The 24797-nt window shown below is 61.7% G+C and carries 22 protein-coding genes; 14 read left to right on the top strand and 8 right to left on the bottom strand.

The window, feature by feature from the left end; all coding sequences use genetic code 11:
- The first annotated feature begins 252 nt into the window (after window positions 1-252).
- Window positions 253-438 (top strand): hypothetical protein, encoded by a 186-nt coding sequence (locus tag C5F46_RS16475; protein ID WP_133618588.1) that lies wholly within the window; start codon window positions 253-255, stop codon window positions 436-438.
- Between the two features lie 34 nt (window positions 439-472).
- On the opposite strand, the gene C5F46_RS13455 is transcribed toward C5F46_RS16475, so the two are convergent.
- Genes C5F46_RS13455 through C5F46_RS13440 form a run of 4 tightly spaced genes read right to left on the bottom strand, consistent with a single transcriptional unit; the run spans window position 473 to window position 3464 of the window.
- Window positions 473-1147 (bottom strand): HAD family hydrolase, encoded by a 675-nt coding sequence (locus tag C5F46_RS13455; protein ID WP_107325859.1) that lies wholly within the window; start codon window positions 1145-1147, stop codon window positions 473-475.
- A gap of 18 nt (window positions 1148-1165) precedes the next feature.
- Complete coding sequence (locus C5F46_RS13450; protein ID WP_107325858.1) at window positions 1166-1696, bottom strand: DUF6634 family protein; 531 nt, start codon at window positions 1694-1696, stop codon at window positions 1166-1168.
- A 10-nt stretch (window positions 1697-1706) separates the two neighbouring features.
- The gene (locus tag C5F46_RS13445) at window positions 1707-2612 is read right to left on the bottom strand and encodes a nucleotidyltransferase domain-containing protein (RefSeq protein WP_107325857.1); all 906 of its coding nucleotides are present in this window, start codon (window positions 2610-2612) and stop codon (window positions 1707-1709) included.
- A gap of 6 nt (window positions 2613-2618) precedes the next feature.
- Complete coding sequence (locus C5F46_RS13440) at window positions 2619-3464, bottom strand: metallophosphoesterase (protein WP_168796897.1); 846 nt, start codon at window positions 3462-3464, stop codon at window positions 2619-2621.
- 971 nt (window positions 3465-4435) lie between these two features.
- Here C5F46_RS13440 and C5F46_RS13430 point away from each other — a divergent pair.
- Window positions 4436-4921 carry a hypothetical protein gene (locus C5F46_RS13430; RefSeq protein ID WP_107325855.1) on the top strand — a complete coding sequence of 162 codons (486 nt, stop codon included), beginning with the start codon at window positions 4436-4438 and terminating at the stop codon, window positions 4919-4921.
- A gap of 157 nt (window positions 4922-5078) precedes the next feature.
- Here C5F46_RS13430 and C5F46_RS13425 read toward each other — a convergent pair whose 3' ends face one another.
- The 3 genes from C5F46_RS13425 to C5F46_RS13415 all read right to left on the bottom strand — a co-directional run bounded on the left by C5F46_RS13425 (window position 5079) and on the right by C5F46_RS13415 (window position 7416).
- Window positions 5079-6347, bottom strand: coding sequence for a Fic family protein (locus C5F46_RS13425; RefSeq protein WP_168796898.1), 1269 nt, complete (start codon window positions 6345-6347; stop codon window positions 5079-5081).
- Window positions 6348-6592: 245 nt separating this feature from the next.
- On the bottom strand, window positions 6593-6808 hold the full coding sequence (locus C5F46_RS13420) for a WGR domain-containing protein (protein ID WP_107325853.1): 216 nt from the start codon (window positions 6806-6808) through the stop codon (window positions 6593-6595).
- Window positions 6809-6810: 2 nt separating this feature from the next.
- Window positions 6811-7416, bottom strand: coding sequence for a tyrosine-type recombinase/integrase (locus C5F46_RS13415; RefSeq protein ID WP_107325852.1), 606 nt, complete (start codon window positions 7414-7416; stop codon window positions 6811-6813).
- A gap of 390 nt (window positions 7417-7806) precedes the next feature.
- Between C5F46_RS13415 and C5F46_RS13410 the strand changes: the two genes are divergently transcribed.
- The 6 genes from C5F46_RS13410 to C5F46_RS13390 all read left to right on the top strand — a co-directional run bounded on the left by C5F46_RS13410 (window position 7807) and on the right by C5F46_RS13390 (window position 11921).
- A complete protein-coding gene (locus C5F46_RS13410; protein ID WP_107325851.1) occupies window positions 7807-8337 on the top strand; it encodes a hypothetical protein in 531 nt (176 codons plus the stop codon).
- A gap of 105 nt (window positions 8338-8442) precedes the next feature.
- Window positions 8443-8982, top strand: a complete 540-nt coding sequence (locus tag C5F46_RS16470; protein WP_133618592.1) for a hypothetical protein — start codon at window positions 8443-8445, stop codon at window positions 8980-8982.
- Window positions 8972-9649, top strand: coding sequence for a hypothetical protein (locus tag C5F46_RS13405; RefSeq protein WP_133618594.1), 678 nt, complete (start codon window positions 8972-8974; stop codon window positions 9647-9649). Before C5F46_RS16470 ends, C5F46_RS13405 begins: the two co-directional genes overlap by 11 nt.
- Window positions 9650-9794: 145 nt before the next feature.
- Window positions 9795-10385, top strand: coding sequence for a Uma2 family endonuclease (locus C5F46_RS13400; RefSeq protein ID WP_168796899.1), 591 nt, complete (start codon window positions 9795-9797; stop codon window positions 10383-10385).
- Window positions 10379-11068, top strand: coding sequence for a hypothetical protein (locus tag C5F46_RS13395; protein WP_107325848.1), 690 nt, complete (start codon window positions 10379-10381; stop codon window positions 11066-11068). Before C5F46_RS13400 ends, C5F46_RS13395 begins: the two co-directional genes overlap by 7 nt.
- Window positions 11069-11195: 127 nt before the next feature.
- Window positions 11196-11921 (top strand): ParA family protein, encoded by a 726-nt coding sequence (locus C5F46_RS13390; protein ID WP_107325847.1) that lies wholly within the window; start codon window positions 11196-11198, stop codon window positions 11919-11921.
- Between the two features lie 317 nt (window positions 11922-12238).
- On the opposite strand, the gene C5F46_RS13380 is transcribed toward C5F46_RS13390, so the two are convergent.
- Complete coding sequence (locus C5F46_RS13380; protein ID WP_107325845.1) at window positions 12239-13279, bottom strand: replication initiator protein A; 1041 nt, start codon at window positions 13277-13279, stop codon at window positions 12239-12241.
- A gap of 529 nt (window positions 13280-13808) precedes the next feature.
- On the opposite strand from C5F46_RS13380, the gene C5F46_RS13375 reads away from it, so the two are divergent.
- From C5F46_RS13375 to C5F46_RS13345, 6 genes are all read left to right on the top strand, one after another.
- Entirely contained in the window at window positions 13809-13988 is a 180-nt protein-coding gene (locus tag C5F46_RS13375; protein WP_107325844.1) for a hypothetical protein, read from the top strand.
- On the top strand, window positions 13988-17092 hold the full coding sequence (locus C5F46_RS13370; RefSeq protein WP_107325843.1) for an anti-phage-associated DUF499 domain-containing protein: 3105 nt from the start codon (window positions 13988-13990) through the stop codon (window positions 17090-17092). The genes C5F46_RS13375 and C5F46_RS13370 overlap by 1 nt, the downstream gene beginning before the upstream one ends.
- Entirely contained in the window at window positions 17092-17664 is a 573-nt protein-coding gene (locus tag C5F46_RS13365) for an anti-phage-associated DUF3780 domain-containing protein (RefSeq protein ID WP_107325842.1), read from the top strand. The genes C5F46_RS13370 and C5F46_RS13365 overlap by 1 nt, the downstream gene beginning before the upstream one ends.
- 9 nt (window positions 17665-17673) lie before the next feature.
- A complete protein-coding gene (locus C5F46_RS13360) occupies window positions 17674-20832 on the top strand; it encodes an anti-phage-associated DUF1156 domain-containing protein (RefSeq protein WP_107325860.1) in 3159 nt (1052 codons plus the stop codon).
- Between the two features lie 16 nt (window positions 20833-20848).
- Entirely contained in the window at window positions 20849-23626 is a 2778-nt protein-coding gene (locus C5F46_RS13355) for a phospholipase D-like domain-containing anti-phage protein (protein ID WP_107325841.1), read from the top strand.
- Between the two features lie 449 nt (window positions 23627-24075).
- On the top strand, window positions 24076-24753 hold the full coding sequence (locus C5F46_RS13345) for a hypothetical protein (protein ID WP_133618599.1): 678 nt from the start codon (window positions 24076-24078) through the stop codon (window positions 24751-24753).
- Window positions 24754-24797 lie beyond the last annotated feature (44 nt).

The raw sequence follows: 24797 nt of genomic DNA, 5'->3' as shown, positions 1-24797 counted from the left end.
ACTAGATCAGAGCTCCTCGAAGAGCGCGCCCTTCTTATGGAGGCGTGGGCGGGCTACCTTGCGTCGCCGCCAGAGTGATGTGTTTTTCGCAAATCAGACTGTCAGGGAAGCTTCAGCCGACTAGGCTCGCTCACCCTGATCTGCCGTGTCGGGGCTCGGATCCGTTGACCGAGGCCGGGGTATCGGCTTCAGTCATATTGGACCGGTCGACTTGCCCGCGGTTCCCCGGTCTGTCGATGAAGAGGAGACGAGATGGTCGACAAGACGAAGGACGGCGCGACTCTTGCGCCAGATGCGGACGCGCGTCGCTCTTGGCTGGAAGAGAACACAGAGGCGTTCTCGGCGCAGGCAGCATGGCATGCGCGGCACCCCCATCCACTTTCCGACCTCATCGTCGAACCACGAAAACCGTCTTCGTGGGTGTCTCAGGACGGGTAGCTCGGACGCTGAGCTGATACCCATTCACCGCTGTTCAACTTTCCAGGTCCATGTCTGGCGAAATCGTGCCGCGGACATCGCAGAAGGCCGCATTAAAATCGTCCTTCCGGGTACGACCCGTTCTTCCGCTTGCGAGAGCGGCCATGAACTGATCGATGTGGATCGCGCGCAGCCCGGCTGAGCGCGGCCCATCGATGTCAGCTGCCGGCGTATCCCCTACGAACAGCACGCGCGATGCGGGCACGCCAGCGGCCTCGATCACCAGCCTGTATATCTCGGCCTGCGGTTTCATATAGCCCACCTGACACGACAGTATCCGGAACAGAGGGCGGATTTCCGGGAACCTGAATACAGCCGGTACGTAGTCCGTGCTAAGATTACTGCACAGACCATATGGATGTCTCAGGCCGGCCAGCATTTCTGGGATCCCAGGCCGCAGGCGCGTCGACGCGACCTCATGCGCGATCAAGACTTGTGCTAGTGAGAGATCAGCGATGGTCGCCCCGCCGTTAATTTCAGCGTCAAGCTCTGCCAGCGTCAGCTCAGTCGTCATCGCCAGGCGGCGATACTGGCTTGCTTTCTCAGCGCTCATTCTCCGCCTGAGATGCGCGACGGGCCGGCGTCGGGACCCGATTTCCAACAGCGTCCCGAAGGCGTCAAAAACGATGAGGTCGATGTCGGCGAGAACGCCGGTTTTCGTCTCAGTCATGCGTTCCCTCCGATAGCATCAGTGTAACGGGGCTCCGTCCAGTCGGATCAGCTCGACCGCAGGCGAGACCACCCCGTCGGCCTGCATTTTGTATAAGATCTGCGGGGCATGCTCGCTGAGCGCGTAATACCGATTCCAAGTGCGCGCCCAGGACTGGTCTGGGGCGATCCGGATAAGCACAGACGTCCGCGTTCGGGCGCCCCACCTCAGCAGCGGATGGCCCGTGCACTGCCCTAACATAAAGGGCGAACTCCCCAGCCTGACGGCGCACCAGCCATGTAGGACTGGTGCCCGGTCCAGCTCTTCCTGCGAGGGTGCCGTGGAACTCAGGTTCCCCACACGGTCCAAGAAGTGGCGCACCCGGTCCGCCAGAACCTCCGGCTGATCATTTGCGTACAGGTCGGCCCGGTCATCTTCGTACAAGTTTCTGAAAACGGTTGTGAACTGCGCGACGGTACGTTCCGGGTGCGCTGGATCAAAGAGCGCACGTAGGACTTCGAGCTCGCCCCACAGCGGCTGGTACGGGTCGGGGAAATCATCAAAATCCATCCTTAATCTCTCAATCTTCGAGGGTTTTCGGGTCTGTGGCGGCCGCGATGAGGTCGCGGAGGGGAGCGATCCGACCGTCTTTGATCACCTGAATTCGGTCGAGAAACTCGTCGCGGTAGAGGTTCGGGAAGTGCAGATCAAACTCCACGCCTTCCGCGCGCGTGACATCTTCCGCGATGTTCCAGAGCTCGCCCTGCTCTTCGCGCGTTACATCCCCCGGTACGATCAGGTCGAGATCCGACCGACCGTGAACCCGCCCCTCGATTAGAGACCCGAACGGAATGACTGTGTGCCCCCGATCACGGAAGGCAACCTTGATACAGCTTAGGACGTGATGGAGGGCTCGTTCTTGAGCTTTGGCGCGCTCCACACGACCTGGATGCTGCGCGACGAATTCCGGATCGGGTGCGCAGCCGATCCGGAGCGTGCCGTTGATGAGCCGGGAGTCGAGCGCTGTAAGAGCGCCGACCAGCAGCGGCGCCGCAAGCATAGCGGCCTGCCGCCGTCTGCGCTGAACCGCGAGGGTCTCGTCCAGTTCCAAGATCGGATCGAAGTTCAGATCCGCTACGACTTCTCTCAGTGTGTGTGCTAGATCGGACGGCAGGACCGGTCTCCGGCCCGAACCGGACCCGGATAGCTGGTCTAGGGCGTCACCGTACCAGCTCTCCTCGGCGTCCGGCACACTGCCGTCCAGTGCGAGACACAGCACCGTTACGATGGCCTCGTAGCTGCGGCGGAGGGCGTTCAAGCCGCTGGATAGCGCGGCGCTCTCCAAGCGGTGTTGTACGTGCTCAGACAATCCATCCGGCACTTCCGCCAGGATCCGCTCGAGATGCTGGAGACGCTCAAAGAGGCCGTCCAGGCGGAGCTGCACGGGCTGGAGCAGGTCGGACCGGAGGGGGCGTTTCGTTTCCATCTCAACTCAGTCCGTCTCAAAAAATATGAGCGGCCCGAGCTCCAGGGCATGGGTCCCCAGCTCTTCTGGATATCCCAAGGACACGTTTCGGATCACAGTCCGGCCTACTTGCGCACCACATCGCCGGTGCGAGTGCCCGAAAAACCAGGCATCGGGCTGCGTTTGGAGGATCAGTTCATGAAGATTCGAGTGAAATGAAGGCGTTAAGTCGTCAATCTCACCGACGGCGGTTGAGCGGCTCGGCCCATGATGAGTCACGACTATGGTCTTACCCTCGGGGCCAGCGAAATGAGGCTCGCGCAGAGCTGCTTCGAGCCACCGCCGATGATCCAGATGTAACGCAAGCGTGTCTCGTGGCGTGATCGGGCGCGTGCCCTGGTGATCGAAGGGCAGGCCAGCTACCGCCCCTGTTCGGATCTGCCGATAGTCATTCATTACGCGGGCGGCCACCTCGGTCGCGACCCGGACATCGCCGTTCAGGGCAAAATCGGTCCACAAAGTGGAGCAAATGACCCGGGTGGTACCGACCCGGAGCTCCTCCTTCTGAGCGAAACGCACACCAGCCGAAGAGCACATCTCGCGGAGGATATGCTCCCCATCCAGCCGAAAGCCGTAGTAATCGTGATTGCCGGGGACTATGACGATCTTTTCTGGCGCGATGAGGCGCCCGAGGCGTGAGAGGATCCCCGGCCAGTTCCGAACCGGATCATTGGCGACGTCTCCCGCGATCACCAGCAGATCCGGCCGCCGCTTATGGATGACGATGTCCAGCCCCTGCGCCGTCAGAGGGTCCACTGCCCACCTGGTCCAGCTGTCAAAATGTAGGTCGGCTAGGACGGCGATTAGGGCCATGAGGTCGTCTTCTCCGTGGGCGCAAAGACACCACGCACGGCGCATGCCCTGCGGCGCGGACGCCGACATTTCTGTACTGATAGGCGGAGCGGACCCAGCAGGAATGTGGGTGTTCCGATTGACGTCCAGCTTACCGAAGGCGGGCGGGCGTGTCAATAGGGGTATCATTGTAAGTAATTGATTTCCTTACTAAATATGAAATTCCGAGCGGTTCATATTTTCGCACCTCGGATTTTTGCGAGAATTGAAAGCGGCGTGATTTTCGCACCCGTCAGACCGGGGCTTCTGGTGGCAGGGCATCGCAGGGCGACTGTGTCTTAGTTGCGCGTACAGGCTTGCAGCGTTAGCGTTCGAGGGGGACTTCGATCTGATCAGGACGTAGTCCCGCGGGGTGCGCGCCCGGTCCGGTACCGTCAGGGTCTCAGTCGTGGAGGGGTGCGAAAAACGAAAGTCGTAAGATTTTCGCAAATCTGGAGCTCCGGAGCCGGCCTTAGACTCACCAGAGGACTATCCCGAGCCGCCGCGCATTATGCGCGCATGATTCGAGGGCGGGTTCTCGAACGCCTGATCCGCATCAAGCGTAAAGGAAACCCCGGCCTATTTCATATCTGGATGTGATTTCCTTACGATCCGCGTTACGGCTACGTGACCGATCAGTTAGAAAAGATAATTTGGTTGTCGATTGACAACCAGCCGGGTAGGGAGCATGTTTATGGGGCGATCACGGCATCCGGACAAAGACATCGAAAAGGCTCTTGTCGAGCTGGAGGAGATGGGATGGACGGTCGAGATGGCAAAAGGGCGTAGCGCCCACGCTTGGGGTTATGCCCTGTGCCCTGCAAACGCGGGAGATGCCTGTAGGTCAGGGACCTTCTGCCGGATGTCGGTCTGGAGCACCCCAAGAAATCCGAGGGCGATCGCCCAAGGCCTTGTTGGGCGGGCACGGGGCTGTGTGATGAAGGATGACAAGGATGAGTGACGTTCAGGAATTCGAGTTCGACCTGATGATCGCCCTCCCGGCGGGGGAGCGTGACGAGGACGCTATGCTGGACGCCCTGTTCGAGGCGGGGTGTGACGATGCGGTCGTCGGGACCGGTGCCGCTGGAATCGTCGCTCTCGGGTTCATCCGGGAGGGTTCTGATGCTGAGGCTGTCATCGCCGAGGCGGTAGGGCAGGCGCTGAAGGGTCTTCCGGAGGGGGCCACGCTGCGCGAGGTCCGTCCGGACCTGGTCAGCCTCGCGGACGTGGCGGCCCGGCTCCAGGTGAGCCGTCAGGCGCTCCAGAAGCGCGAGATGCCGCCGCCATCGCTTGGCGGGCTATACCGGGTCACCGAGATGGTCCGGTATCTGGAGGGGCAGCCAGGGAAGATCCGGGATGGGGTCTCGAAGGCTGCACCGTGGTTCGCGGCGGCCCCAGCGGCGCAGAAGATCAACGCCCAGCTCGGGTTGAGTGATTAACGCACCGTCTGACGTCTGCGCAGGCGCGATCAGGACGGAGCGCCACAATCGGTCGTTTTTGACGGGACCGCCCTGCCCTCCCGGATTTCAACAGGTTGGCCGGGACAGAAACCCATGACGAAACCAGTTAGGTTTGCAGACACGCAGGCGTCACCAATCACACGCCTCGGTTGGCAGCGTTTCGCTCCTGAATGTCCGTCTCCGTGACCCCATACAGGAAGGCGGAGGCGGGAGAGGCCCGATCCGCCGTCTCGGAGAGGATCTCGGCCATCTTGCCCCGGTCCGCCTCGTTCAGGTCTCCGAAAACCTCATCGACCAGATTCGCGATTCCCGCGTCAGGTGTCCTGTTGCGAAACAGCCGCCCCAAAGCGTCCGCGATACGGCCCCGCTCACGCAACTCCAACCCATGCGGAACCCGCTGGATGGTCACCGCCTGGATGTAGTCCGGCGCCGTCATCTCATAGGACCCGGCGATCGCCTCCCCGAGAAGACCGGTCGAGCCGACCTCATAGAACTCGATCAGCCCGAGGATGTAGGGGGTCTTGTCGATCCCGATGAAGGAGAGCGGGGGCAGACCCGCCCGGAGCAGCGGCTCGTTCGAGAGGAGCCGACCCATTCGCTTGTTCCCATCCCCGAAGGCTTGCAGGTAGGAGAGGCCCGCGAGCAGGAGGAACGACGCCTCGAACGGGTCCTCCACCTGACCGGCCTTGGCCAGAAGGTCGCTGAGACCGGCTGTGAGCAGAACATAGTCGGAGGAGGGGCGGTAGCTGGTCGCAGAGATCTGCACCGCGCCCCTGCGGACGCTGCCGAGGTCGGCCGGGTCCAGCAGATCCCGCATCATGAGGACGTGACGGCGCTGAACGGACCCGGTGTCCGGGAACGCACCATCGAGCCCCTCCATCATCAGGGAGATGGCCGCCTTGTGGTTGAGGATCATCGCCGTCTCCAACCGGTCCCGGCCGGAGGCGCTTTCGCCGTACTTGATCAGCATCTCCGTCGAGAGATGATCATAGGTGTTCCCTTCCAGGTTCGAGGACGCCCACGATAGGTCGATCAGAAATCTCTCCGCGATCGCCCTGCTGTATGTGGAGGCATCAAGTCGCTGTCCCCCGGCCTGTTCCACGGCGTCCCGCATCCGGGCGGCTGCCTCCTCAGGGAGCCAACGTGTCTGGTTCGGCACATAGCCGCCGATCCGGCCGGGGTCGTAGGGGGTCGGAGTGCGCCGCCTGGGATCCGTCGCCACGCGTCGCGCGTCCTGTGTGAGTGAGAACCGGGCACCCCGAGTCTCTCCCTCCTTGAGGAGAAGGCCCCTGCTGATCAACCCGGACATCACACGGGACATCGTCGCCTGACTGGGGGCGTCGCGCATGCGGGACATCAGCTCGCGCTGGCTGACAGGGTCCGGGCTGCGCAGCAGAGCGTCCATGACGGCGCGTTCCTGCGGGGTCAGATTTCGGATCTCGAGGATGGCATGCATGGGGCTAACTCATATATTCATTATTTATTCATGTAGCGCGGTTCCGGCATCCATACAAGGTCCGTGAAACAATCACATCTCTCAAGACACTGTAATACAAACATACTTCTCGAAATACCCGTTCCTGAATGAATGAAGGATAAATTCAGGAGAGCGTAGGTCAACGCAGTCCCGAACAGCCGGCCCGGCCCCGGCTACTCGTAGCCCCGCTTCGCCTTCTTCATGAGGATGTCGAACCGGGCGTCCTTCGCGGCGGCCTCGGTGTCGTACCAGTCGACCCGGACCTGCCCGGGCTGGCCGATCCGGCCCCATTCCCGGACCAGGGACCAGTCCCCGAAGAGACCAGGCATAATCTCCATCCGGTAGAACCGGTTGACATTGTCGGATGGGTCGATCCGCGCCAGGTCCATCGTCACCCCCACATCCGGGCTGCGATATGCTGTTCTTCCTTCCCGACCGCATCGGCGTAGATCGCGGTGGTGCTGAGCTGCGCATGGCCAAGCCAGCGCTGAAGCATGTGCAGGGGCACGCCCTGAACAGTCGCATGGACGCCGAACCCATGCCGGAGACCTTTCGGGGAGCGGTGCGGCGCATCCGGAATGCCGGCCTCAATCATCACGCGTTTCACGATCTGCCAGACCCGAACCCGGCTCAGGTCCCAGATCGGAGTAGCCGACTTCCGACGGGATCTCTGGGCTTCCCGGATGCCGTGGGCGGTGGTCAGAGTATCGATGAATTCAGCAGGGACGGGCACGGACCTGAACACGATCTTCTGCTGACCGGAGGTGTCCCGGCGCTTCTTGAGGGACCGGATCGCGATGGTGCCGCCGGAGAGGTCCACCCGGGCTGGGGTGATCTCCAGGAGCTCGGACGGGCGGCACCCAGTCCAGTGCAAAGCCTCGCAGAGGGTCCGGTCCCGGGCGGGCTGGCGCCGGGTCGCCGCGAGGAAGGCGGCGCGCTCCTCGGCGTTGAGATAAAGCCGATTTCCGGCGGGGTCATGGAGGCGCATTTCGGACATAGTAAACAGAGTACCCGAATACTGTTAAATAGGGAATCCCGAACAGGCCCCCTGCCCTGCCGATCCGCCGGTCCGGGCCGCAGGGTGAGGGTCGGGCGTTTAACACTATTAGTAATAGTGTTAAACCAGACCTGCCCACCAGCCCGGACCCCGGTAATGCGTGCAGGTCCAGGCAGACCCGCCGCCTCTGACAAGGGCAGTACTGGACTTGAGCCCGGTCACACCCGCGACGGACCTTGGGAGCGCCCGTGCTGACGGAAGCGCAGGCCACAACGGTCTTTTCAACGTCGTCTGGCGATCCGCAGAGACGAAAGTCTCCACCGCTCCTTTACTTTGAAGTTTTCTGAGATAACTTCAAGTCTACATTCTCCGTTTCAAGAGGATTATCCCATGCACAGATCGATCGCGGCCCTCATGAGCAGCTACAAGGAAGACCCGGTATGGGCCGACATTCTCGAGGTCATCCGCGGCCATGAGATCGACCACGAAACGACGGTCGAGGAAGTACTCGCTGAGCTCGCGCAGCTCGACACGAAGGAAACCTGGACCCGAGGAGACGTGGTCACCTGCTTCAAGGAGTTCCGCAAACTTGGGTTCGCCACGATGACCAAGGGCGTGAAATCCAAGCAGACCCGCCTCACCTGGATGTTCCCGCCCCGGGCCGTTGCGGAGGCCGCGATGGGAAACCCCGACGAGCTGCAACGTCTCCTGTCGGGCACCCCCATCACGACGGCGTTGACGCTGAACGCGTTCAGGGGAAAGCGGGATTGGTCGCTTGATGACCTCCTGGACGCCCTGTCGCAGCTCAGCGGGCTTCCCGCCAAGGAACTGAGCATCCGTCTCACGATTCCGGAGGCCCGTAAAATTCTCGCCGCCAGCCAGGACATCTCCCCTGACGACGTGCTCATCAGAATGGGCTGAGCCGTTTCAGGCTTCGGCCGGCCGCCATACGGCGGTCCGTGAAGAGAAGGCGATCGTGCCGGTTTGGCACGCACGCCAAGACCAGAAAAGTCAATGAGGGGGGCCATGCCTCAATCCTGTATTACGGCGCTGGTTCGTGCCCTGAACCGCATCCTCACGTCGGTCCCGCATGACCACCCGGCCGCACTACCGGTGGCCCTGTGGATCTGTGATCGTGACGATCTTTTCGAAGCCGTCCCGCAGGCGTGGGACCGGTCCGGTGTGGATCCCACAATCTGGCGCGCCCTTTCCCAGGTCATCGCCCGGCATGCCGCACTATCAGCCCCATCATCGGGTTTCACCGTTCGAGAACAAACAACGCTTGTGGGGGTGACTGAATTGACCGCCGTAGAAGAGGAGGTTCTCGCCTTCCTTGTCGCCTGCGCGGGCTGTGATGACCTCGCCGCTCTGGTTGAGATGCTCTCGGACGGGACGGGTCTTGATCCGGTTGACGTTCAAGCCCTGTGCATAGGCGCCTCGGCGGCCGAGGTGGCTGCCGTGTTGACCGGGCGACTATCCGGAACATGTTTGATTGAAGACGGACGGGCATCACCGGCTCTTCTGAGGGCTGCCGATACACACAGAGGAGGACAACATGCCGTATGATATACGAAATAATACGTTCACCGGGGCGATGCACGACATCCTTGAAACATTCGCCTCTCTGAATGAGCAGTACGAGGAAAAGTGCGAGGACGCGGCGCACTGGTATACCGAAAATACCTCGACCGCCCTTTTGTCCGTAGCGGCTTGGCAGTGCGGATATCCTGCCTTGTGCGAGACACAGTCATCGAAACGTGTCTATGGAGGACGGGGGCGTCCGCCATCCTCGAACGGGCGGGTAGATCTTTTTCTCTACGATGCCGATGGGACCGGCTTGTGGGTCGAGGCAAAGAAGCCGCAGGGTTCGATGGATGTTTCAGAACAATCTGACTATCCCGCAACAAGAGCAAGGCTCTCGAGGTTCTTTTGGGGCGCCTACAGTTCTGCGGAGCAGAACAGAATTGAGGCCCAAGAGTATGAGGGCAAGCTTGTCAGCTTGCTGTTCTGCTCCTTTTCTCTCCGCAAGGAATACTACGAGGGGCCGAACGCGAGAGAACGCCGGCAGGCCCGCGCCGATAGCGTGAATGCCGTGATCAAAGAGGTCGTGGACGAGGACGGCGGCGCGAATGTTTTCGCGTCCTACTTCAACACGGGTGATACCGACTTGATCGATGAGTACGACAAAAGGGCCTTCGGATTTGCGGTCCTCGGATATTTCGAAGACGCGTAAGTGACGTGACCGCGCGCGGGACGGTACCGTGGCCGTCCTGCTCGATGAGCGGGGATACATGTACCCCCTCCCCGCGTGCGGCCGCCTGTCCCGCTCATCCAACGACCCGGGTTGGGAAGGCCTTGCACGGGAATGGAGGTCCGAAATGTCCCAGATCACCCGGAATTCCCTCACCGAGCACAACTTCTTCGCGCTCGTCGCAGGGCTCGAAGGGCGGTGGGAGTTGATCGACGGCGAGCTGGTGATGATGGCTCCCACGACCCAGCGACATGCGAACATTGTCGCCAACGTTCTGGCCACCCTGCACGGTCAGCTGCGCGGGACAGGATATCGGCCGACCTGCTCGGGGCCAAGTGTCCGGACCGGGATCGGGACGATCCGGTACCCGGACTTGGTCGTCGATTGCGGGCACAGGCATGATCACGAGATGTGCGCCACCACCCCGGTCGTCGTGTGCGAGGTGCTGTCGTCCTCGCGCGATCAGTTCGACACCCACCTGCGGGTGCTCGAATACAGAGCAGTCCCGGACATCGCCTGCATCCTCCTGATCGACCCTGACGAGCCGCGCGCCATTCTGCACCGGCGCGACGATGCCGGGTGGTGTGACCACCTTTCTATCGGGCTGGATCAGGTCGTGGATATCACGGAGGTCGGGGCCACGGTCCCGTTGCGCGATGTTTACGATGGGCTTGAGTTTACTCAACCCGACGACACCCTCCGGGGGCACCTATGCTGACCCCTGCGCAGGCGAGCGCAGTCGCCATCTATCTCGTTACGAACGGGCCCGTATCCTCATCCGGTTATCTCGACCATGGTTGTGAGACCGCTTGGGAGATGGCGTGCGACGTACTGATCGCGCTCGGCTATGCAACCGAAGCGCCGCGCGGGGCCCGGCTTCTCCCCTCCCCCGTCCCTCCCAATGTTCTGCCGCGGCGGGATGACGCCTGCTGCGTCATTCTATCCGTCGCCGAACAGCTGTGCCGGATCCAGCTCAGGCACCGGCGGTCCGGGCCGGATGAGAAGACCGGACCCGGCTCGGCGGACCCTGAAACGTCCGTCCTTCTGAACCTCCTAGGGCTCACTTCCCGTGGGGTGTGGACGGACGCGGCCACGCGGGTCCTGTGGCGCACGGCCCCGGATGAGGTGCCGCCCCCTGGTGAGGAGGAATTCGCGGCGCAGGTGGACCGGGCGATTACCGAGATGCCGGACGATATCCGGGACCGGATTCAGTCCATTTATGCCGAACACCAGGAGCCAATGGTCCGGAACCAACTGCTGGACTGGATCTTCTACGGGGGCTGGCGGTGGGGGGACGGATGGGTGACAGACGAAGCTGGTGGGCGCCCGCTGGAGGTTTTTCACGACCCGCTTGCTCAGAGGGTCCGGGCGGCGCTGATGGCTCGGGTAATGGAAGCCTGATAATATTCTCCGTGACGAACCGGTCAGATAACTCTAACTCTAACGCTATATCTAACGTTAGAGTTAGAGTTATCTCTAACTACAATCCTGTTATTGACTCTAGAGTTATTTCCGATAACCTCTGAGCATGTATGTAATCACCTTCGCAAACCCCAAGGGCGGCTCGGGTAAGACCACCGCCGCGATACTGCTCGCTGAGCAGATCGCCGTTTCCGGCGGTCGCGTGGCAATCCTAGACCTCGACCCGAACGCGAACATCCTAGCCTGGTCGCGAGGCCGGGCCGAAGCGGGCAGGGGGGTACCTTTTGTCGTCCATGCACGCCCACAAGCTGAGGATACCGTCGAGCTCATCGACAGATTAGCGGATTCTGTCGACTATCTGATTGTGGACCTCGAAGGGTCAAAAGATCAGATAGTCACCTTCGCGCTATCCCGAACCGACCTGTGCATGATCCCTCTTGATGGCTCACCCATGGAGGCCCGGCAGGCGGCCGCCGCAGTCCGTCTCATCCAGTCGACCAGCGCCATGATCCGCGCACCGATAGCGTACAGCCTGCTCTTCACGCGGACGAACGCAGCCTTCCAGTCGTCCGATGAGCGAGATGTGCGGGCCGAAATGGAGATGAACAACATCCCCACCCTGCCGGTGCGGCTCGCTAAACGGGCGCCTTATACCCGGATATTCCGTGACGGCGTCCTGCTGTCCGAGCTCCCGGAGCTGATTGAGGCGGATCTGGTCGGAAAAAGCGCCTCCGTCACGGAGAAGGCCCTCCAGCAGGTGACCGGAGCGATCGACAACGCGCGGGACTACGCGCAGGCCGTGATCCAGGTCCTCGTCAAGGAGGTCACATGAACAAATACGGGTTCAGCGGCGGAATCGACCTACCGCAGACGACACCGGAACGCCCGGATCGCCGAAAAGTCGATACTGAAAGTCTGTCGCAAGCCGTTCAGGCTGGGAACGAGATGGGTTTCGTAAGTCGGGAACCCGCGCGGCGCACCAAACCGGGTCCGAAACAACGCGAAGCTCAGGATAAGGTGTCGATCCCGGGTCCGAAGCGCGTAACGGACGCATTTCGCACCTTCTGTCGGGAGAGGGACCTGACCCTCTGGGAGGGTTTGGAGCTCCTCTTAAACGATCGAGAGGGCAGGGGATAAGTCAACCGGACGTCAGGATGGCCGCCCCTTCTTCTCCTGCCAGGTTCGACAGAATTTCAGGAATAACGCGTCTGGATTATGCGTTACCGGTTTGCCTATATTCACCCACCAGACTCCAAACCGCTGAATCACGAAATAGATGTCCCAACCTATGGCAATGGATCGGGCCTCGTGGAGGGCATCAGGTGATACGCGATTGATGATAGACTGGGCGTCGTGCTCAATAACGTCCGTATCGCGCGGCATCGTGTTCCGGTTTATGAACGTCACCGTATCTGCGTCGTCATCATAAGAAATCATATAGTCTGGAAGATAGTCCCCTTCGACGATCGGTTTTATCTGTCTGCGGAACTCCCGAATGGAACCCTTGGAGCCGGATTTGTGATGCAAGGTGCTCATCTTGAACATCCAGCTCTCATTCTGCCCCACCGACTTACGGGCTATTTCATAAACGCGTCGTTCAATCGGACGCGATAACCGGAAATAGTCCCGGTGTAATGTCAAAACCTTCATCTCCTGGACTGACGAGATCACCATATCCGACAGATCTAGCTCGAGCAGCTTGATCTTATCTGTGCGCGCATCCGTTTGCATCGTTGCGCCATCAATCAACCCCATCCACTTATCAGTCCGGGTGCCCTCAAAAAGAATGTTGGTCCGGAAACGTGTCCCATCAATCCGATCAAGCGAATCGACGAGGGCGTCATAGTCGCGGCCCCCGACCCCACGTTGAGTGAATACCAGAAAGGCGTAAGGGTCGATCTGAACGCGCTTCGAAAGGGGACGTCCATCCCGCATACCAGCAATAAGCTGGCTTATCGCGTAAATGATCAAATCCTTATCATAAATCGTCGGCATCCCTTTGAAGCTCGGACGAAACTCAATCCATTTCCCCTTATATTCGTAGCGCTTCGGTTCACGATCCGGTTTTTTGGAAAGCGAATAGAAGGGATGTTCCATAGACGCCAAATCGTCCTTAAGAATGACATCGGTGATGTCGCAGACGAAGAGGTCCCCTTGAGGGTGACGCACCGGCTTAAGTTGGTCGCTCATCAGTCTACGTCCCCCTTAGTGTGTGCAAGATTTCGGGATTCACACACGTTCAGGGCACCGTCCCCGATTTGAACGTCCTAATCAAGTGAAATTTCGGGATTCACACACAGGACGTGCTGGCCTGTGGATAAGTGGGGGCCGCGAGCGCACTTTACACACGCTCTTTCGGGATTCACACACGATATTTCGGGATTCACACACGTCAAAACTCACGATTTATAGGATAAACTACTGGTATTAAAAGGAAATTTGACGGGCCTCGAGTCTCTAAACACCTATGAAACACCCTATAAACACCCCCTCAAGGAACGACTGAGCCCTACTACAGGTAAAAACCACGCCCTAAAGGGCTTGAAAGGGCGTGGGTAAAATCACGCTAGGGACTGAGAGAGCATGTACCCCAGCTGAGGAAAACGACGAGAAATGTGGAAAACTCATGCTCCGCAGATGACAGGACACCTGAACAAGGTTATCTTGAAATAAAGAAATCCGCCTAAGAAGACGGCGGGGCGCATGGGGAGACCCGAAGATGGCTGAGAACAACCAAAATGAGGATAGCCAGCTCGACGAGCTTGTAGCCCTCAACTTCAAAATCACCGAACGGGAACGGCGTGCGTTCAAAATGTGGTGCGCATCGAAGGGACTGACACAGGTTCAGGCCTTCAAACAAGGGTTTAAGTTATTGAAAGAAAAGGACGAGGCGCGCTGATGAGTTCAGGATACAACATACCGCTGGTCACCTCCGTCTGCGATATCAGCCCGGACGTCTTCTTCATGAGCCGGTCCGAACAGGTGGAACACCTCTCCTCGATCCGGGAGGCCGACATTGGAACCGCGCGCCTGTTCTACGCCCGCAACCACGTCACCTCCGGTATGTCCGAGTTCCTGCGCGGCGCCGTCAAGCGCCTGTCCGGTCAGAGCCAGCAGGCCGTGTTTGAGCTACGCCAGGCGATGGGGGGCGGTAAGACCCACAACATGATCGCCTTGGGGCTCCTGGCCCGGTTCCCGGAACTGCGCGAGCTACTCCCTGAGGCCATCACCGCCGGGATGGTGGAGGAGCCGGCCGTGATCGCCACCGTCAACGGGCGGGACGTGCGCAATTTCATTTGGGGGGACATCGCTGAACAACTCGGCCGCGCCGAGGAGTTCCGGGACCACTGGGTCAGCGGCCCCAAGGCGATGAGCGAAGGGGACTGGATGCGCCTCATCGGGGAGCGTCCCACCCTGATCATGCTCGATGAGCTGCCCCCGTATCTGGCGGTCGCGCACACCCAGACGGTGGGTCAGGGGACCCTGCTGGACCTGTTGAAATACTCGATCGCCAACCTGTTCTCCGCCGCAATGAAGCTCAAGCGCTGCGTGGTGGTGGTGGCCTCCCTGGACGCCGCCTATGATGAGGCGCGCCGGATTCTGGGCGGCCAGCTCGCGGACCTCCAGAAGGAGACCAGCCGCGGCGCGAAATCCATCACCCCGGTCGACCTGAACACGGGCGAGATCTACGACATCCTGCGCAAACGCCTCTTCACCCGGCTCCCGGACCCGGATGGGGATGAGGTGGATCGGGTGTCCCAGGCCTATCTCGCCACCTACCAGGAGGCGGTCCGGGGCCGGGCGCTCGCGAAATCCGCCGAGCAGATGGCGGACGAGATCGTCGGCTCCTACCCGTTCCATCCGAGCTACAAGGACATACTCTCTCTCTTCAAGGAGAACGAGAAGTTCCGTCAGACCCGGGGCCTGATCCAGTTCACCGCGAACCTGATGCGCGGGGTCTGGGGCCGGAAGGACCGGGAGGAGGTGTTCCTGATCGGCGCCCAGTTCCTGGACTTCTCCGACCAGGAGACCCGGGACCAGGTCAAGGAGATCGAACGGTCCTTGGAATCCGCGCTGGCCAGCGACGTTTATGACACGGACGGGTCCGCACACGCGCAGGGGATCGACGGGGATCGGAACGACCGGGCCGCGACCCAGGTGGCGACCCTCCTGTTCATCTCGTCCCTGTCGGACAACACGGACGGGATCCGGGGCCTGCCCCGGGACACCCTGGTCGAATATCTGGTCGCGCCGGGACAGGAGCCGACCCGGTTCATTGAGGCGTTTGATCAGCTCCGGGACCGGTGCTGGTACCTGCATAACCGGGACGGGGACCGGTGGTACTTCTCCGACATCGCCAACGTCCGTAAGCAGATCGAGGACAAGGTGGGGAAGATCCCGCAGGACCGGGTGGACGAGGAGATGCGCCGCCGCCTGACGGACATCTTCCGGCCCGTGAACAAGCTCGCCTATTCCGAGCTGGTCGTGCTCCCGCGGGTCGATGACGTGAACCTGACCCCGTCGAAGCGGACCTGCCTGGTCCTCTCCCCGGATGCGAAGTCCCCGCCCGCCGCGGCGGCCCGGTTCTTCAACGACGTGGTCTACAAGAACGCGTTCTGTGTGGTCGCCGGGGACGGGTCCAAGATGGCCAGCGCGGAGGACAGCGTCCGGCGCCTCCTCGCGATCGCCGCCGTGAAATCGGTCGTGGCGGACACCCCCCGGCACCAGCGGGAGATCGAGACTGAGCAGGAGACCACCGAGATCGGTTTCAATTCCACCGTCAAGAGCCTCTTCAACGCGGTCTGGTATCCGCAGACCAAGGAGCTCAAGAGCGCCCGGATCGACCTGGGCCACTTCCAGGAGAAGGGGGTGATCCAGGGGGAGAAGGCGGTGGAGGCGGCCCTTTCCGGGGGCGGGGCGAAGAAGCTGGTTGAGGTGGACCCGGAACGGATGGACGGGCTGATCCAGCGCTGCGAGGACCAGCTCTTCCCGGAGAACCAGTCCCGGACCCGTTGGTCGGACGTTCTGGAGCGGGCCGCGTCCAACGCGCGCTGGATCTGGCTCCCCCCGAAAGGGATGGAGGAGATCAAGGCGTCCGCCCTGGCGGACGGCCGCTGGGTTGAGGAGAACGGCTACGTCGACAAGAGCCCGCCCCCGCCGCAGCCCCTGATCCGGGTCACCCGGATCGGCGGGGACGAGGCGACCGGGGAGAGCGAACTGGAGCTCGCCGTCTCGAACGCCGGGCGCGCCCCGGAGGTGCTGGTCGCCCCGACCCGGGAGGGCCTGGACGCGGGAGAGGTGATCACGGTCGGGACCCACAAGACCACCGAGGTGGAGCTATGGTTTCAGGCCCGCAACCCGGAAACCGGCGAGGTCAGCGACCCCTATCGGTGGTCCGGGTCCATCACCATCACCCATGAGCGGCGCGATAACGCCGGCATGTGGCAGGTGACCCTCGCGGCGCGCCCGGAGGCGGAGCTGCGCTGGAACACCACCGGCATCAACCCCAAGGACGGTCAGGCCTATGACGGGAACCCGATCGAGATCGACGGGGGCCAGAAGACCACCCTTTACGTCTACGCGGTCAAGGGGGGGGTGTCCGCGCAGCGGACCTTCACCTTCGACGCCGTGGGGGCGAAACGGACCATCAACAATGATCTGCCCGCGAAGGCGAAACGGGATTTCCAGTTCGCCACCAAAGGGGAGGTGCTCCGGGTCGTGCGCGCGGCCAAGGGGAAAGAAAGCGTTCGGTTCCACGGGGTCAGCGTCACCGTTGGTGAGGGGGAGCGGAGCCTCCGGGTCCGCAGCGGCGGGGACGTCACCCTGTCCGGCACGGACATTGAGACCATGATCGAGGGGCTGCGCGCAGCGCTCGGCCAGCCGGACGCGGAGGTGCAGCTCCGGTTCCGGGAGGCGGACTTCCCGGACGGGTACTCGATGAAGGACTTCGCCACCCAGGTCGGGATAGACATCCCGGTCGAGGACGTGGAGCAGGAGGCCTGATGGCGGACAAACCGATCACCCACGGGTTCGGGGTCCCGAACGACCCCCTCCCGCACCAGTTCCTGGTCCGAATCCCGGCCGGCCGCACGGACCCGGTCGAGATCTGGGAGGATTTTGGCGCGGCCGGGGTCGGGACCGCCGCGCAACGGCTCTGCCGGGCCGCGGTGCCGCGTGACACCTGGCGTCAGGTGGCCGAGGGGGTGAAATCACACCTGAACCGGCGCCTGAAGGAGAAGGACCTCAAGGCGTCCCGGTTCAACGCCGGGGACAACCGGGTGGAACGGATCCTCGGGCGCGAGCTCTGCGTGCTCACCTGGGCCATTGAGGACGCGACCCCGGACGAGGCGGCGATCGCCTTCACCCGCTGGTCCTCGCACCGGCCGGAGGAGCTCTGGTGGCTCTTCCAGCAGATCGACAAGGACGGGGGGGAGTGGGACAGCCCCAAGACCGGGTGGCGGGTCGCGATCCGGCACGCCCTGATCCGGGACGGAGAGGAGGCGCCCACGGCGGCGCGTCGCCCGCGCCCGAAAACCGCCGGCGAGAAGACCCCTGACCTGTTCAGCAAGCTTTAAGGATTGATGATGACCCTGACCGCCCCCGAGAAGACCGCAGTTGTGCCGTTCAGCCTGCGGGACGCCCCGTCCCTGATCGAGAAGGCTTGGCCGACCGCGAAGATTTCGGCGGAGACCCAGAAGGAGCGCAGCGCTGGCGCAGGTCAGACTCTGACACCCCTCGGTTCCTACTGGAAGGGTCGGAAGATGCTTGTGTTGAACCGAGCCTGCGTCTTGGCCGCCCTTATGCCTGCGACAGATGATCTGGAACGGGACGTCGAGATCTTCGAGAAACTCATGGGGATGGCGGATGAGACTTTCGGACGTCGCTTCATCGGCGGGCCATCCGCCTTCGCCAAACTCTTCCCCGAATATGCGGAGACGGTCGCGACCGGGAAGGATCTCGAATGGAAGATATCCGTTCGGGATGGGGACGATCAGGCGCTGGAGGCGGTGAAGCTCCTCTCGCGTATGCGGGACGAGGTACCGGACTGGATTCGGCGAGACATTGAGAGCCTCGCGCGCGGAGAACACCCCCAAGGCGATCCCAAAGAGTTCGTCGCCGCCCTGCCTGAGGACTGGTCGCCGTTCATTGAGGAGAAGCATCGTCGCTGGACCTGGCGCGACGACATCACCGAGCAGGAGCGCGAACGCCGGATCACCCGCGCCTTCGTGACCCTCCCTTACGCGGAGCGTCTTGAAAAGGTGAAGCGCCCCGAGGAGCTCCCGGAGGAGGATCTGCTCGCCGGGGTCTGGAACGAGGTGAACGCGCATCTAGGAACCGATGCATATTCGATCTCGGACCTCGTAGAGCAGCTCGGGGTCATGCGCTTTGGTAGGCGCCCGAAGATAGCCGATACCTTTTCCGGATCTGGTCAAATTCCATTTGAGGCAGCCCGCATGGGTTGTGATGTATATGCATCCGATCTTAATCCGATTTCGTGTCTGCTAACATGGGGCGCATTTAATATTGTTGGAGCAGATAAGGAGAGCAATTTAATATTAGAGCGTGATCAACGCATGGCGATTGAGTCCGTTGAGAAGGAGATTCAGGAGATTGGCATAGAGTTAGATAGCTATGGAAATAGAGCGAAATTCTTCCTTTACTGTGTAGAGGTGAAATGCCCCCATACTGGTTTCTTGGTTCCCCTGTCAACAAGCTGGATTGTATCAAAAAAAGGAAACGTGATAGCAAGTTTACTTCCTGATTTCGAAAATAAACGATATAGAATAGAAATTTTGAGTGGCGTTTCTGATGAAATGATGAAGCAAGCTTCTCGTGGGACGATCCGAGATGGCAGAATGTATCATGAAATCCTCGGGGATAGCCTTGGTATTTCCATTAAGGAGATCCGAGGCGACTACAAGGATGACAACGGGGCGAACCGGAACCGCCTGCGGCTCTGGGAGAAGTCTGACTTCAAGCCGCGGCCGGATGACATCTGGCAGGAGCGGCTCTACGCGATCCAGTGGATGGACGCGAAGGACCTGGAGAAAGGGAAGGCGAACCCCCGGACCTGGTTTGCGGCACCGACCGAGGCGGACTTCGATCGGGAGCATCTCGTTGAGGAGATCGTCGAACAGAACCTCTCCGCCTGGCAGGAGGCCGGTCTCGTTCCGGACATGGAGATCGAACACGGGAACGAGACAACACGACTGATGAGGGAGCGGGGCTGGACGCACTGGCATCATCTCTTTAGTCCTAGACAGCTCTTAATGCTAAGCCTGCTGAAAAGAGAGACTTTAGAAAGTTCACATTTATTTCCCTTCTTTTGCAGGACGCTTAATTTGTCATCTAAACTTTGCTTGTATAATCCTACGGGGGGGAATGTGGGGAGAGAGCCCAAAATAGATCACGTTTTCCTGAATCAGTCATTCAATTTACTGTTTAACTATGGCGTTAGGGGTAATCAATATCTGTTGAGCAGTGGGGCTGTAAAAGTAAAAAGAGTATCTAAAGTTACTGGTAATATTGTTTTGAGAAATGCGTCGGCCAGTGAGTTCGGTGGTATTGCAGATATTTTCTTGACTGACCCTCCATATGCTGACGCCGTTAATTACGATGAAATAACTGAATACTTTATAGCTTGGCTCCGCAAGAACCCTCCTGCGCCCTTCGATGAGTGGATCTGGGACTCTCGCCGGAACCTCGCCATCAAGGGCGATGGGCAGTCATTCAAGGCAGCAATGATCGAAGCCTACTGCGCCATGACTGAGCACATGTCGGATAACGGTATCCAGATCGTCCAGTTCACGCACCAGGACGCCAAGACCTGGTCCGACATGGCCCAGATCTTCTGGGGCGCGGGCCTTCAGGTCGTGCAGGACTGGTATGTATCCACTGAGATCACCTCGGAACTTAGGAAAGGCGGATACGTCCAGGGCACCCACATGATCGTCCTCCGGAAGCGCCGGGGTGAGCAGTCCGGCTACCAGGACGAGATCGTCCACGAGATCCGGGACGAGGTGGAGCGCCAGATCCGGGACATGATCGGGCTGAACGACCAGATGGACGCGGCGCGCGGCGAAAACATCTTCAACGACGCTGACCTCCAGATGGCCGGCTACGCGGCCGCGCTGCGGGTCCTGACCGCCTACACCAAGATCGACGGTCAGGACATGACCCGGGAGGCGCTGCGCCCCCGGAAGAAGGGGGAGAAGACCCTCGTCGACGAGCTGACCGAGTTCGCGGTCCAGACCGCCAACGAGTTCCTGGTCCCGGACGGGCTGGAGCGGGAGCTGTGGCTCGAGCTGAACGGGGCGGAGCGGTTCTACCTCAAGATGATGGACATCGAGGAGGTGGGTGAGGCGAAGCTGGACCAGTTCCAGAACTTCGCCAAGGCGTTCAGGGTGGGGGACTACGACGACATGATGGCGTCAAAATCCCCCAATAACGCCAAGCTGAAGACCGCAACCAAGCTCGGGAAGACCTCCATGGCGGAGGGGATCCCGTTCGGGAAGGGTAGCATCGTCCGGCTCGCCTTGCGCGCCATCTGGCGGGTCGGCAAGGAGGACGAGGTGGAGGAGGTCCTGGAGGAGCTGCGCGAGTTCATCCCGGACTACCTGCGCAAGCGGGACACGCTGCGCGCCATCGTGGCCTATGTGGCCGCCAAGCGGAACCGGTCCGACCCGGACGAGGCCAGCGCTGCCCGGATCCTCGGAACCGCGATCCAGACGGAGCGGATCTGATGAGGGGGACCGCGTCGTGCCGGACCTGATCTCCCGCTTCTCCTCCCGCAACCAGCGCCTCTCCCACGTGTTCCTGAAGGACCGTCTGAAGGGGGCGGAGACCTATGACCGGATCGCGGGGTACTTCCGCTCCTCCATCTTCGACCTGATCCATGAGGAGATCAGCACAATCGGCCGGGTCCGGATCGTCTGCAACGCGGACCTGGACCCGCGCGACCTGACCGCGGCGACGCTCAGTCAGAAGGCCCGGGACCAGGCGCAGGTGGAGCGATGGCACGAGCAGGGCGACGAGATCGACGCGCTCCTCGAGCGGCCCCGCTGGCGGCGCCTGCACCAGCTCCTGACCTCCGGGAACGTGGAGATCCGGGTGGTCTCCCGGGACAACGCCCCGTTCCTGCACGGGAAGGCCGGGGTGATCACCCGCCCCGACGGGACCACCTCCAGCTTCATCGGGTCGATCAACGAAACTGCCAACGGCTGGGCCCAGTCCTATGAGATGATCTGGGAGGACCCGTCACCGGAGGCGGCCGCTTGGGTCCGTTCCGAGTTTGACTGGCTCTGGAAGAAGGGGGTTCCCCTCTCGCAGGCGGTGATCGACGAGATCGGCCGGACCGCGGAGAAGGTGGAGGTCCAGATCGATGAGATGCGGGCGGACCCGGTCGGGCTCGCGAAATCCGTCACCGTGGAGTCCCCGCTCGTCCGCCGTGGGGAGGGGCTCGCCCCCTGGCAGAAGGCGTTCGTGAAGATCTTCTTTGAGCATGACCAGAAATACGGGGCGGCCCGGCTCCTGCTCGCGGACGAGGTGGGGGTCGGGAAGACCTTGTCGATGGCGGCGACCGGGGCGCTCACCGTCCTGATGGGGCACGGCCCCTTCCTGATCCTCTGCCCGGCCACCCTGACCCTCCAGTGGCAGATGGAGCTCTGGGACAAGCTGGGGCTGCCCGCCTGCGTCTGGTCCCGGGCCCCGCAGCGGGGCTGGGTGGATCATAAAGGCCACGTCTACCGGTCCCGGGACCCGGAGGACGTGCTGCGCTGCCCGTCCCAGATCGGGATCGTGTCGACCGGGCTCCTGGTCCGGGGCGGCCCGGAGGCGCAGGCGCTGATGCGCGGAAATTATGGGATGATCGCGCTCGATGAGGGGCACAAGGCACGGGTCAAGCGCGGGATCGGGATGGAGGAGCCGGAGCCGGGCAAGCTCTACCGGGCCATGGAACGGCTCGCTGGCCGGACCCGGCACCTGGTGATCGGGACCGCGACCCCGATCCAGACGAACCGGGAGGAGATCTGGGACCTGATAAAGGTGCTCGCCTACGGGCAGGACCACGTGCTCGGCCGGCCGAGCGCGTCCCGCTGGTGGGACGCGGAGCAGGCGCTCGACCTGATCGCGGGCCGGACCACCCTGCCGGACCCGGACGCGGCCTGGCCCTGGCTCCGGTCCCCGCTGCCGCATGCGCGCGAGGCGGCCGTGTTCCGGGGGATCCGGGAGGATCTGAAAGTCTCGGAGGACGACTTTTTCACGGATCGCGGCGTCGCGGACCTGGACGAGTTCACCCGTGACGACCTGGAGGAGGTGCTTGAGCGGGGGGAGATCGCCCGGAAGCTCCCGTTCATGCGTTACCACAACCCGCTCGGGCGCCACGTGGTCCTTCGCCGGCGCAAGACGCTGGAGGATGCGGGGCTGATGGACCGGATCGCGGTGAACATCCACCCGCGCCCCGGGGCCGCCCCGGGGGTGTTCGAGCGCAGCGCGGTCCGGACCCCGCACTTCTACGACCGGGCCTATGAGGAGGTGCGCCTGTTCACCCGGGCGATGAAGGCGCGGCAGGCGGGGACCGGGTTCCTCGGGAACCTGATGATGCAGCGGATCTGCTCCTCCGTCGCCTCGGGGATGGCGACCGCGTCGAAGATGCTGGAGCGTCGCCGCGAGGGGCTCCTCCTGGAGGAGGCGGAGGACCCGGACCTGCTCGAGGCGATCGAGGAGATGGGGGCGGAGGCCTATGCCGCCGCGGTGGACGTGGAGGCGATCCATCTGGAACGGGTCCTCAACATCCTCACCTCCGCCAAGCAGGAGGATCCGAAGGGGAAGGCCGTCCTCCACTATCTTGATCAGGAGGGGTGGCTCCAGCTCGGCTGCATCATCTTCTCCCAGTATTACGACACGGCCCGCTGGGTCGGTGAGTTGATCAGCGCCACGCACCCGACCGAGCCGGTCGCCGTTTACGCCGGGGTCGGCAAGTCCGGGATCCTCCTGGACGGGGAGTGGCGGTCGATCGACCGGGAGGACATCAAGCGGGGGGTCAAGGAGCGCAAGCTCCGGGTCGTCTGCGCGACGGACGCGGCCTGTGAGGGCTTGAACCTCCAGACCCTCGGCACCCTGATCAACGTGGACCTGCCCTGGAACCCGTCCCGGCTCGAGCAGCGGATCGGCCGGATCAAGCGGTACGGCCAGCAGCGCCGCGAGGTGGACATGGCGAACCTGGTCTATGCGGGTACCATCGACGAGCGGGTCTACCAGCGCCTGTCAGAGCGGATGCAGGACCGGTACGACATCCTGGGCTCCCTGCCGGACACGATCGAGGACGACTGGATCGAGGATATCGAAAAGGTGGAGGCGGAGCTGAAAAGCTTCACCAAGCCGGAGAGCCCGGCGGACGTGTTCAGCCTGCGCTATGGGGATTTCCTCAGCGTGGACGGGGAGGACAAGGGCTGGGAGGTCTGGACCAAGGTGGTGGCCCGGCGGGATATCGAGGAGCGGCTGATGAGGCCGTGGAATGGGCGGGGTGGCGCTTTATGACACATGCTTTTTTCTGCGTTTCGCGGTGCAGGCGGAAGGTATGGCATGCTTACCTTCTCGTGAATAAAGGGCTGGAATGCAGACGCTGATCTATAAAACGGAGCTTTTTGTTGAGCGCGCACCCCCTTGGCTTGCGCCCAACAGCCCGGTCGAATTGTACCCCCAAGCTGATGGGACAGTTGTGGCTTTTGCGCGACGCCCGTCGCGTTGGTTCCCCTTTTGGGGAGAGGCGCGCCCGGTTCGGATCGGGGTTCTGAACGAGGAGGTGTCGATGCTTCTGAGTCCGGTCCTAGAGGCGGGCATCACCCTGCGGGTTCGGATCGTCGAGCTGCATCCGGCTCACCTGACTACTGATCAGCGGGCCCGGATCAGCGTTTCCGTTTGGGGTCCCGGGTCCAAAACTGGGGAGTCCCGCATCTTTGCGGCGGTAGGGTATCCCTGATGAATTTTTGGGCATCTCGTTTCAAAGGTTGCGCATGGCGTCCTTAGCTGACCGGCTCACCAAAATCGAGGCGCTCGAGGCAGATCTGCCGCGAAAGGCCGCCCCGATCATTCAGCCTGGGACCGGGATGTTCTTCGTGGACTGGTATGTCATGGGGGCCGCGCAACGCACCATGGCGCAGTCGCGCGGATTTCGGGCGATGATCGAGACCCGCAATTTCCCCGGGGCGGCGATCCTGCTCCGGACCCAGATCGACACGGCCATGCGGATCAACGGTCTCCGCTATCTTGATCGGCCGGAGGAGCAGCTGAGCGAGGTCTTTCAGGGGGAGAAGACCTTCCGTCAGCTCGATTCATGGGAAGAAACCGACAAGGAGCGGCCGAAGAAGATGCAGGACGTCTTTCTGCGCGGCAAGCTTGTCGAGGAGGCGCCCTGGATCGATCCGGTCTATGAGAAGACCTCAGATTTCGTGCATCTGTCGTTCCGCCCCCTGTTCTCGAGCATCTATCATCTGGATGATGATACGCGGACGATTTCCTTCGCCATAAATGGCGAGGATCAGACCACTGATGAGAGCGACTATTTCGAGATATGCGACGCGTTCTTCGACGTGACGAAACTGACGGGCACCTTCATTCTGGCGATCCTGACGGGTCGGCATGGCTGTGGTGAGGCTGATGGATAATGCATGTGAGAGGGACGCTGAAATTCCCGGAACGGACCATCTAG

It is taken from the genome of Phaeovulum veldkampii DSM 11550 (genome assembly GCF_003034995.1).
Taxonomy (GTDB): domain Bacteria; phylum Pseudomonadota; class Alphaproteobacteria; order Rhodobacterales; family Rhodobacteraceae; genus Phaeovulum; species Phaeovulum veldkampii.
The sequence above is the reverse complement of the archived record's forward strand: the minus strand, read 5'-3'. Positions and strand labels throughout refer to the sequence as shown.

What these genes read in the sequence shown, in the direction of transcription:
- C5F46_RS16475 (WP_133618588.1), top strand. Translation starts at nt 253, where the DNA reads ATGGTCGACAAGACGAAGGACGGCGCGACTCTTGCGCCAGATGCGGAC.
- C5F46_RS13455 (WP_107325859.1), bottom strand. Translation starts at nt 1,147, where the DNA reads ATGACTGAGACGAAAACCGGCGTTCTCGCCGACATCGACCTCATCGTT.
- C5F46_RS13450 (WP_107325858.1), bottom strand. Translation starts at nt 1,696, where the DNA reads ATGGATTTTGATGATTTCCCCGACCCGTACCAGCCGCTGTGGGGCGAG.
- C5F46_RS13445 (WP_107325857.1), bottom strand. Translation starts at nt 2,612, where the DNA reads ATGGAAACGAAACGCCCCCTCCGGTCCGACCTGCTCCAGCCCGTGCAG.
- C5F46_RS13440 (WP_168796897.1), bottom strand. Translation starts at nt 3,464, where the DNA reads ATGGCCCTAATCGCCGTCCTAGCCGACCTACATTTTGACAGCTGGACC.
- C5F46_RS13430 (WP_107325855.1), top strand. Translation starts at nt 4,436, where the DNA reads ATGAGTGACGTTCAGGAATTCGAGTTCGACCTGATGATCGCCCTCCCG.
- C5F46_RS13425 (WP_168796898.1), bottom strand. Translation starts at nt 6,347, where the DNA reads ATGGACGCTCTGCTGCGCAGCCCGGACCCTGTCAGCCAGCGCGAGCTG.
- C5F46_RS13420 (WP_107325853.1), bottom strand. Translation starts at nt 6,808, where the DNA reads ATGGACCTGGCGCGGATCGACCCATCCGACAATGTCAACCGGTTCTAC.
- C5F46_RS13415 (WP_107325852.1), bottom strand. Translation starts at nt 7,416, where the DNA reads ATGTCCGAAATGCGCCTCCATGACCCCGCCGGAAATCGGCTTTATCTC.
- C5F46_RS13410 (WP_107325851.1), top strand. Translation starts at nt 7,807, where the DNA reads ATGCACAGATCGATCGCGGCCCTCATGAGCAGCTACAAGGAAGACCCG.
- C5F46_RS16470 (WP_133618592.1), top strand. Translation starts at nt 8,443, where the DNA reads ATGCCTCAATCCTGTATTACGGCGCTGGTTCGTGCCCTGAACCGCATC.
- C5F46_RS13405 (WP_133618594.1), top strand. Translation starts at nt 8,972, where the DNA reads ATGCCGTATGATATACGAAATAATACGTTCACCGGGGCGATGCACGAC.
- C5F46_RS13400 (WP_168796899.1), top strand. Translation starts at nt 9,795, where the DNA reads ATGTCCCAGATCACCCGGAATTCCCTCACCGAGCACAACTTCTTCGCG.
- C5F46_RS13395 (WP_107325848.1), top strand. Translation starts at nt 10,379, where the DNA reads ATGCTGACCCCTGCGCAGGCGAGCGCAGTCGCCATCTATCTCGTTACG.
- C5F46_RS13390 (WP_107325847.1), top strand. Translation starts at nt 11,196, where the DNA reads ATGTATGTAATCACCTTCGCAAACCCCAAGGGCGGCTCGGGTAAGACC.
- C5F46_RS13380 (WP_107325845.1), bottom strand. Translation starts at nt 13,279, where the DNA reads ATGAGCGACCAACTTAAGCCGGTGCGTCACCCTCAAGGGGACCTCTTC.
- C5F46_RS13375 (WP_107325844.1), top strand. Translation starts at nt 13,809, where the DNA reads ATGGCTGAGAACAACCAAAATGAGGATAGCCAGCTCGACGAGCTTGTA.
- C5F46_RS13370 (WP_107325843.1), top strand. Translation starts at nt 13,988, where the DNA reads ATGAGTTCAGGATACAACATACCGCTGGTCACCTCCGTCTGCGATATC.
- C5F46_RS13365 (WP_107325842.1), top strand. Translation starts at nt 17,092, where the DNA reads ATGGCGGACAAACCGATCACCCACGGGTTCGGGGTCCCGAACGACCCC.
- C5F46_RS13360 (WP_107325860.1), top strand. Translation starts at nt 17,674, where the DNA reads ATGACCCTGACCGCCCCCGAGAAGACCGCAGTTGTGCCGTTCAGCCTG.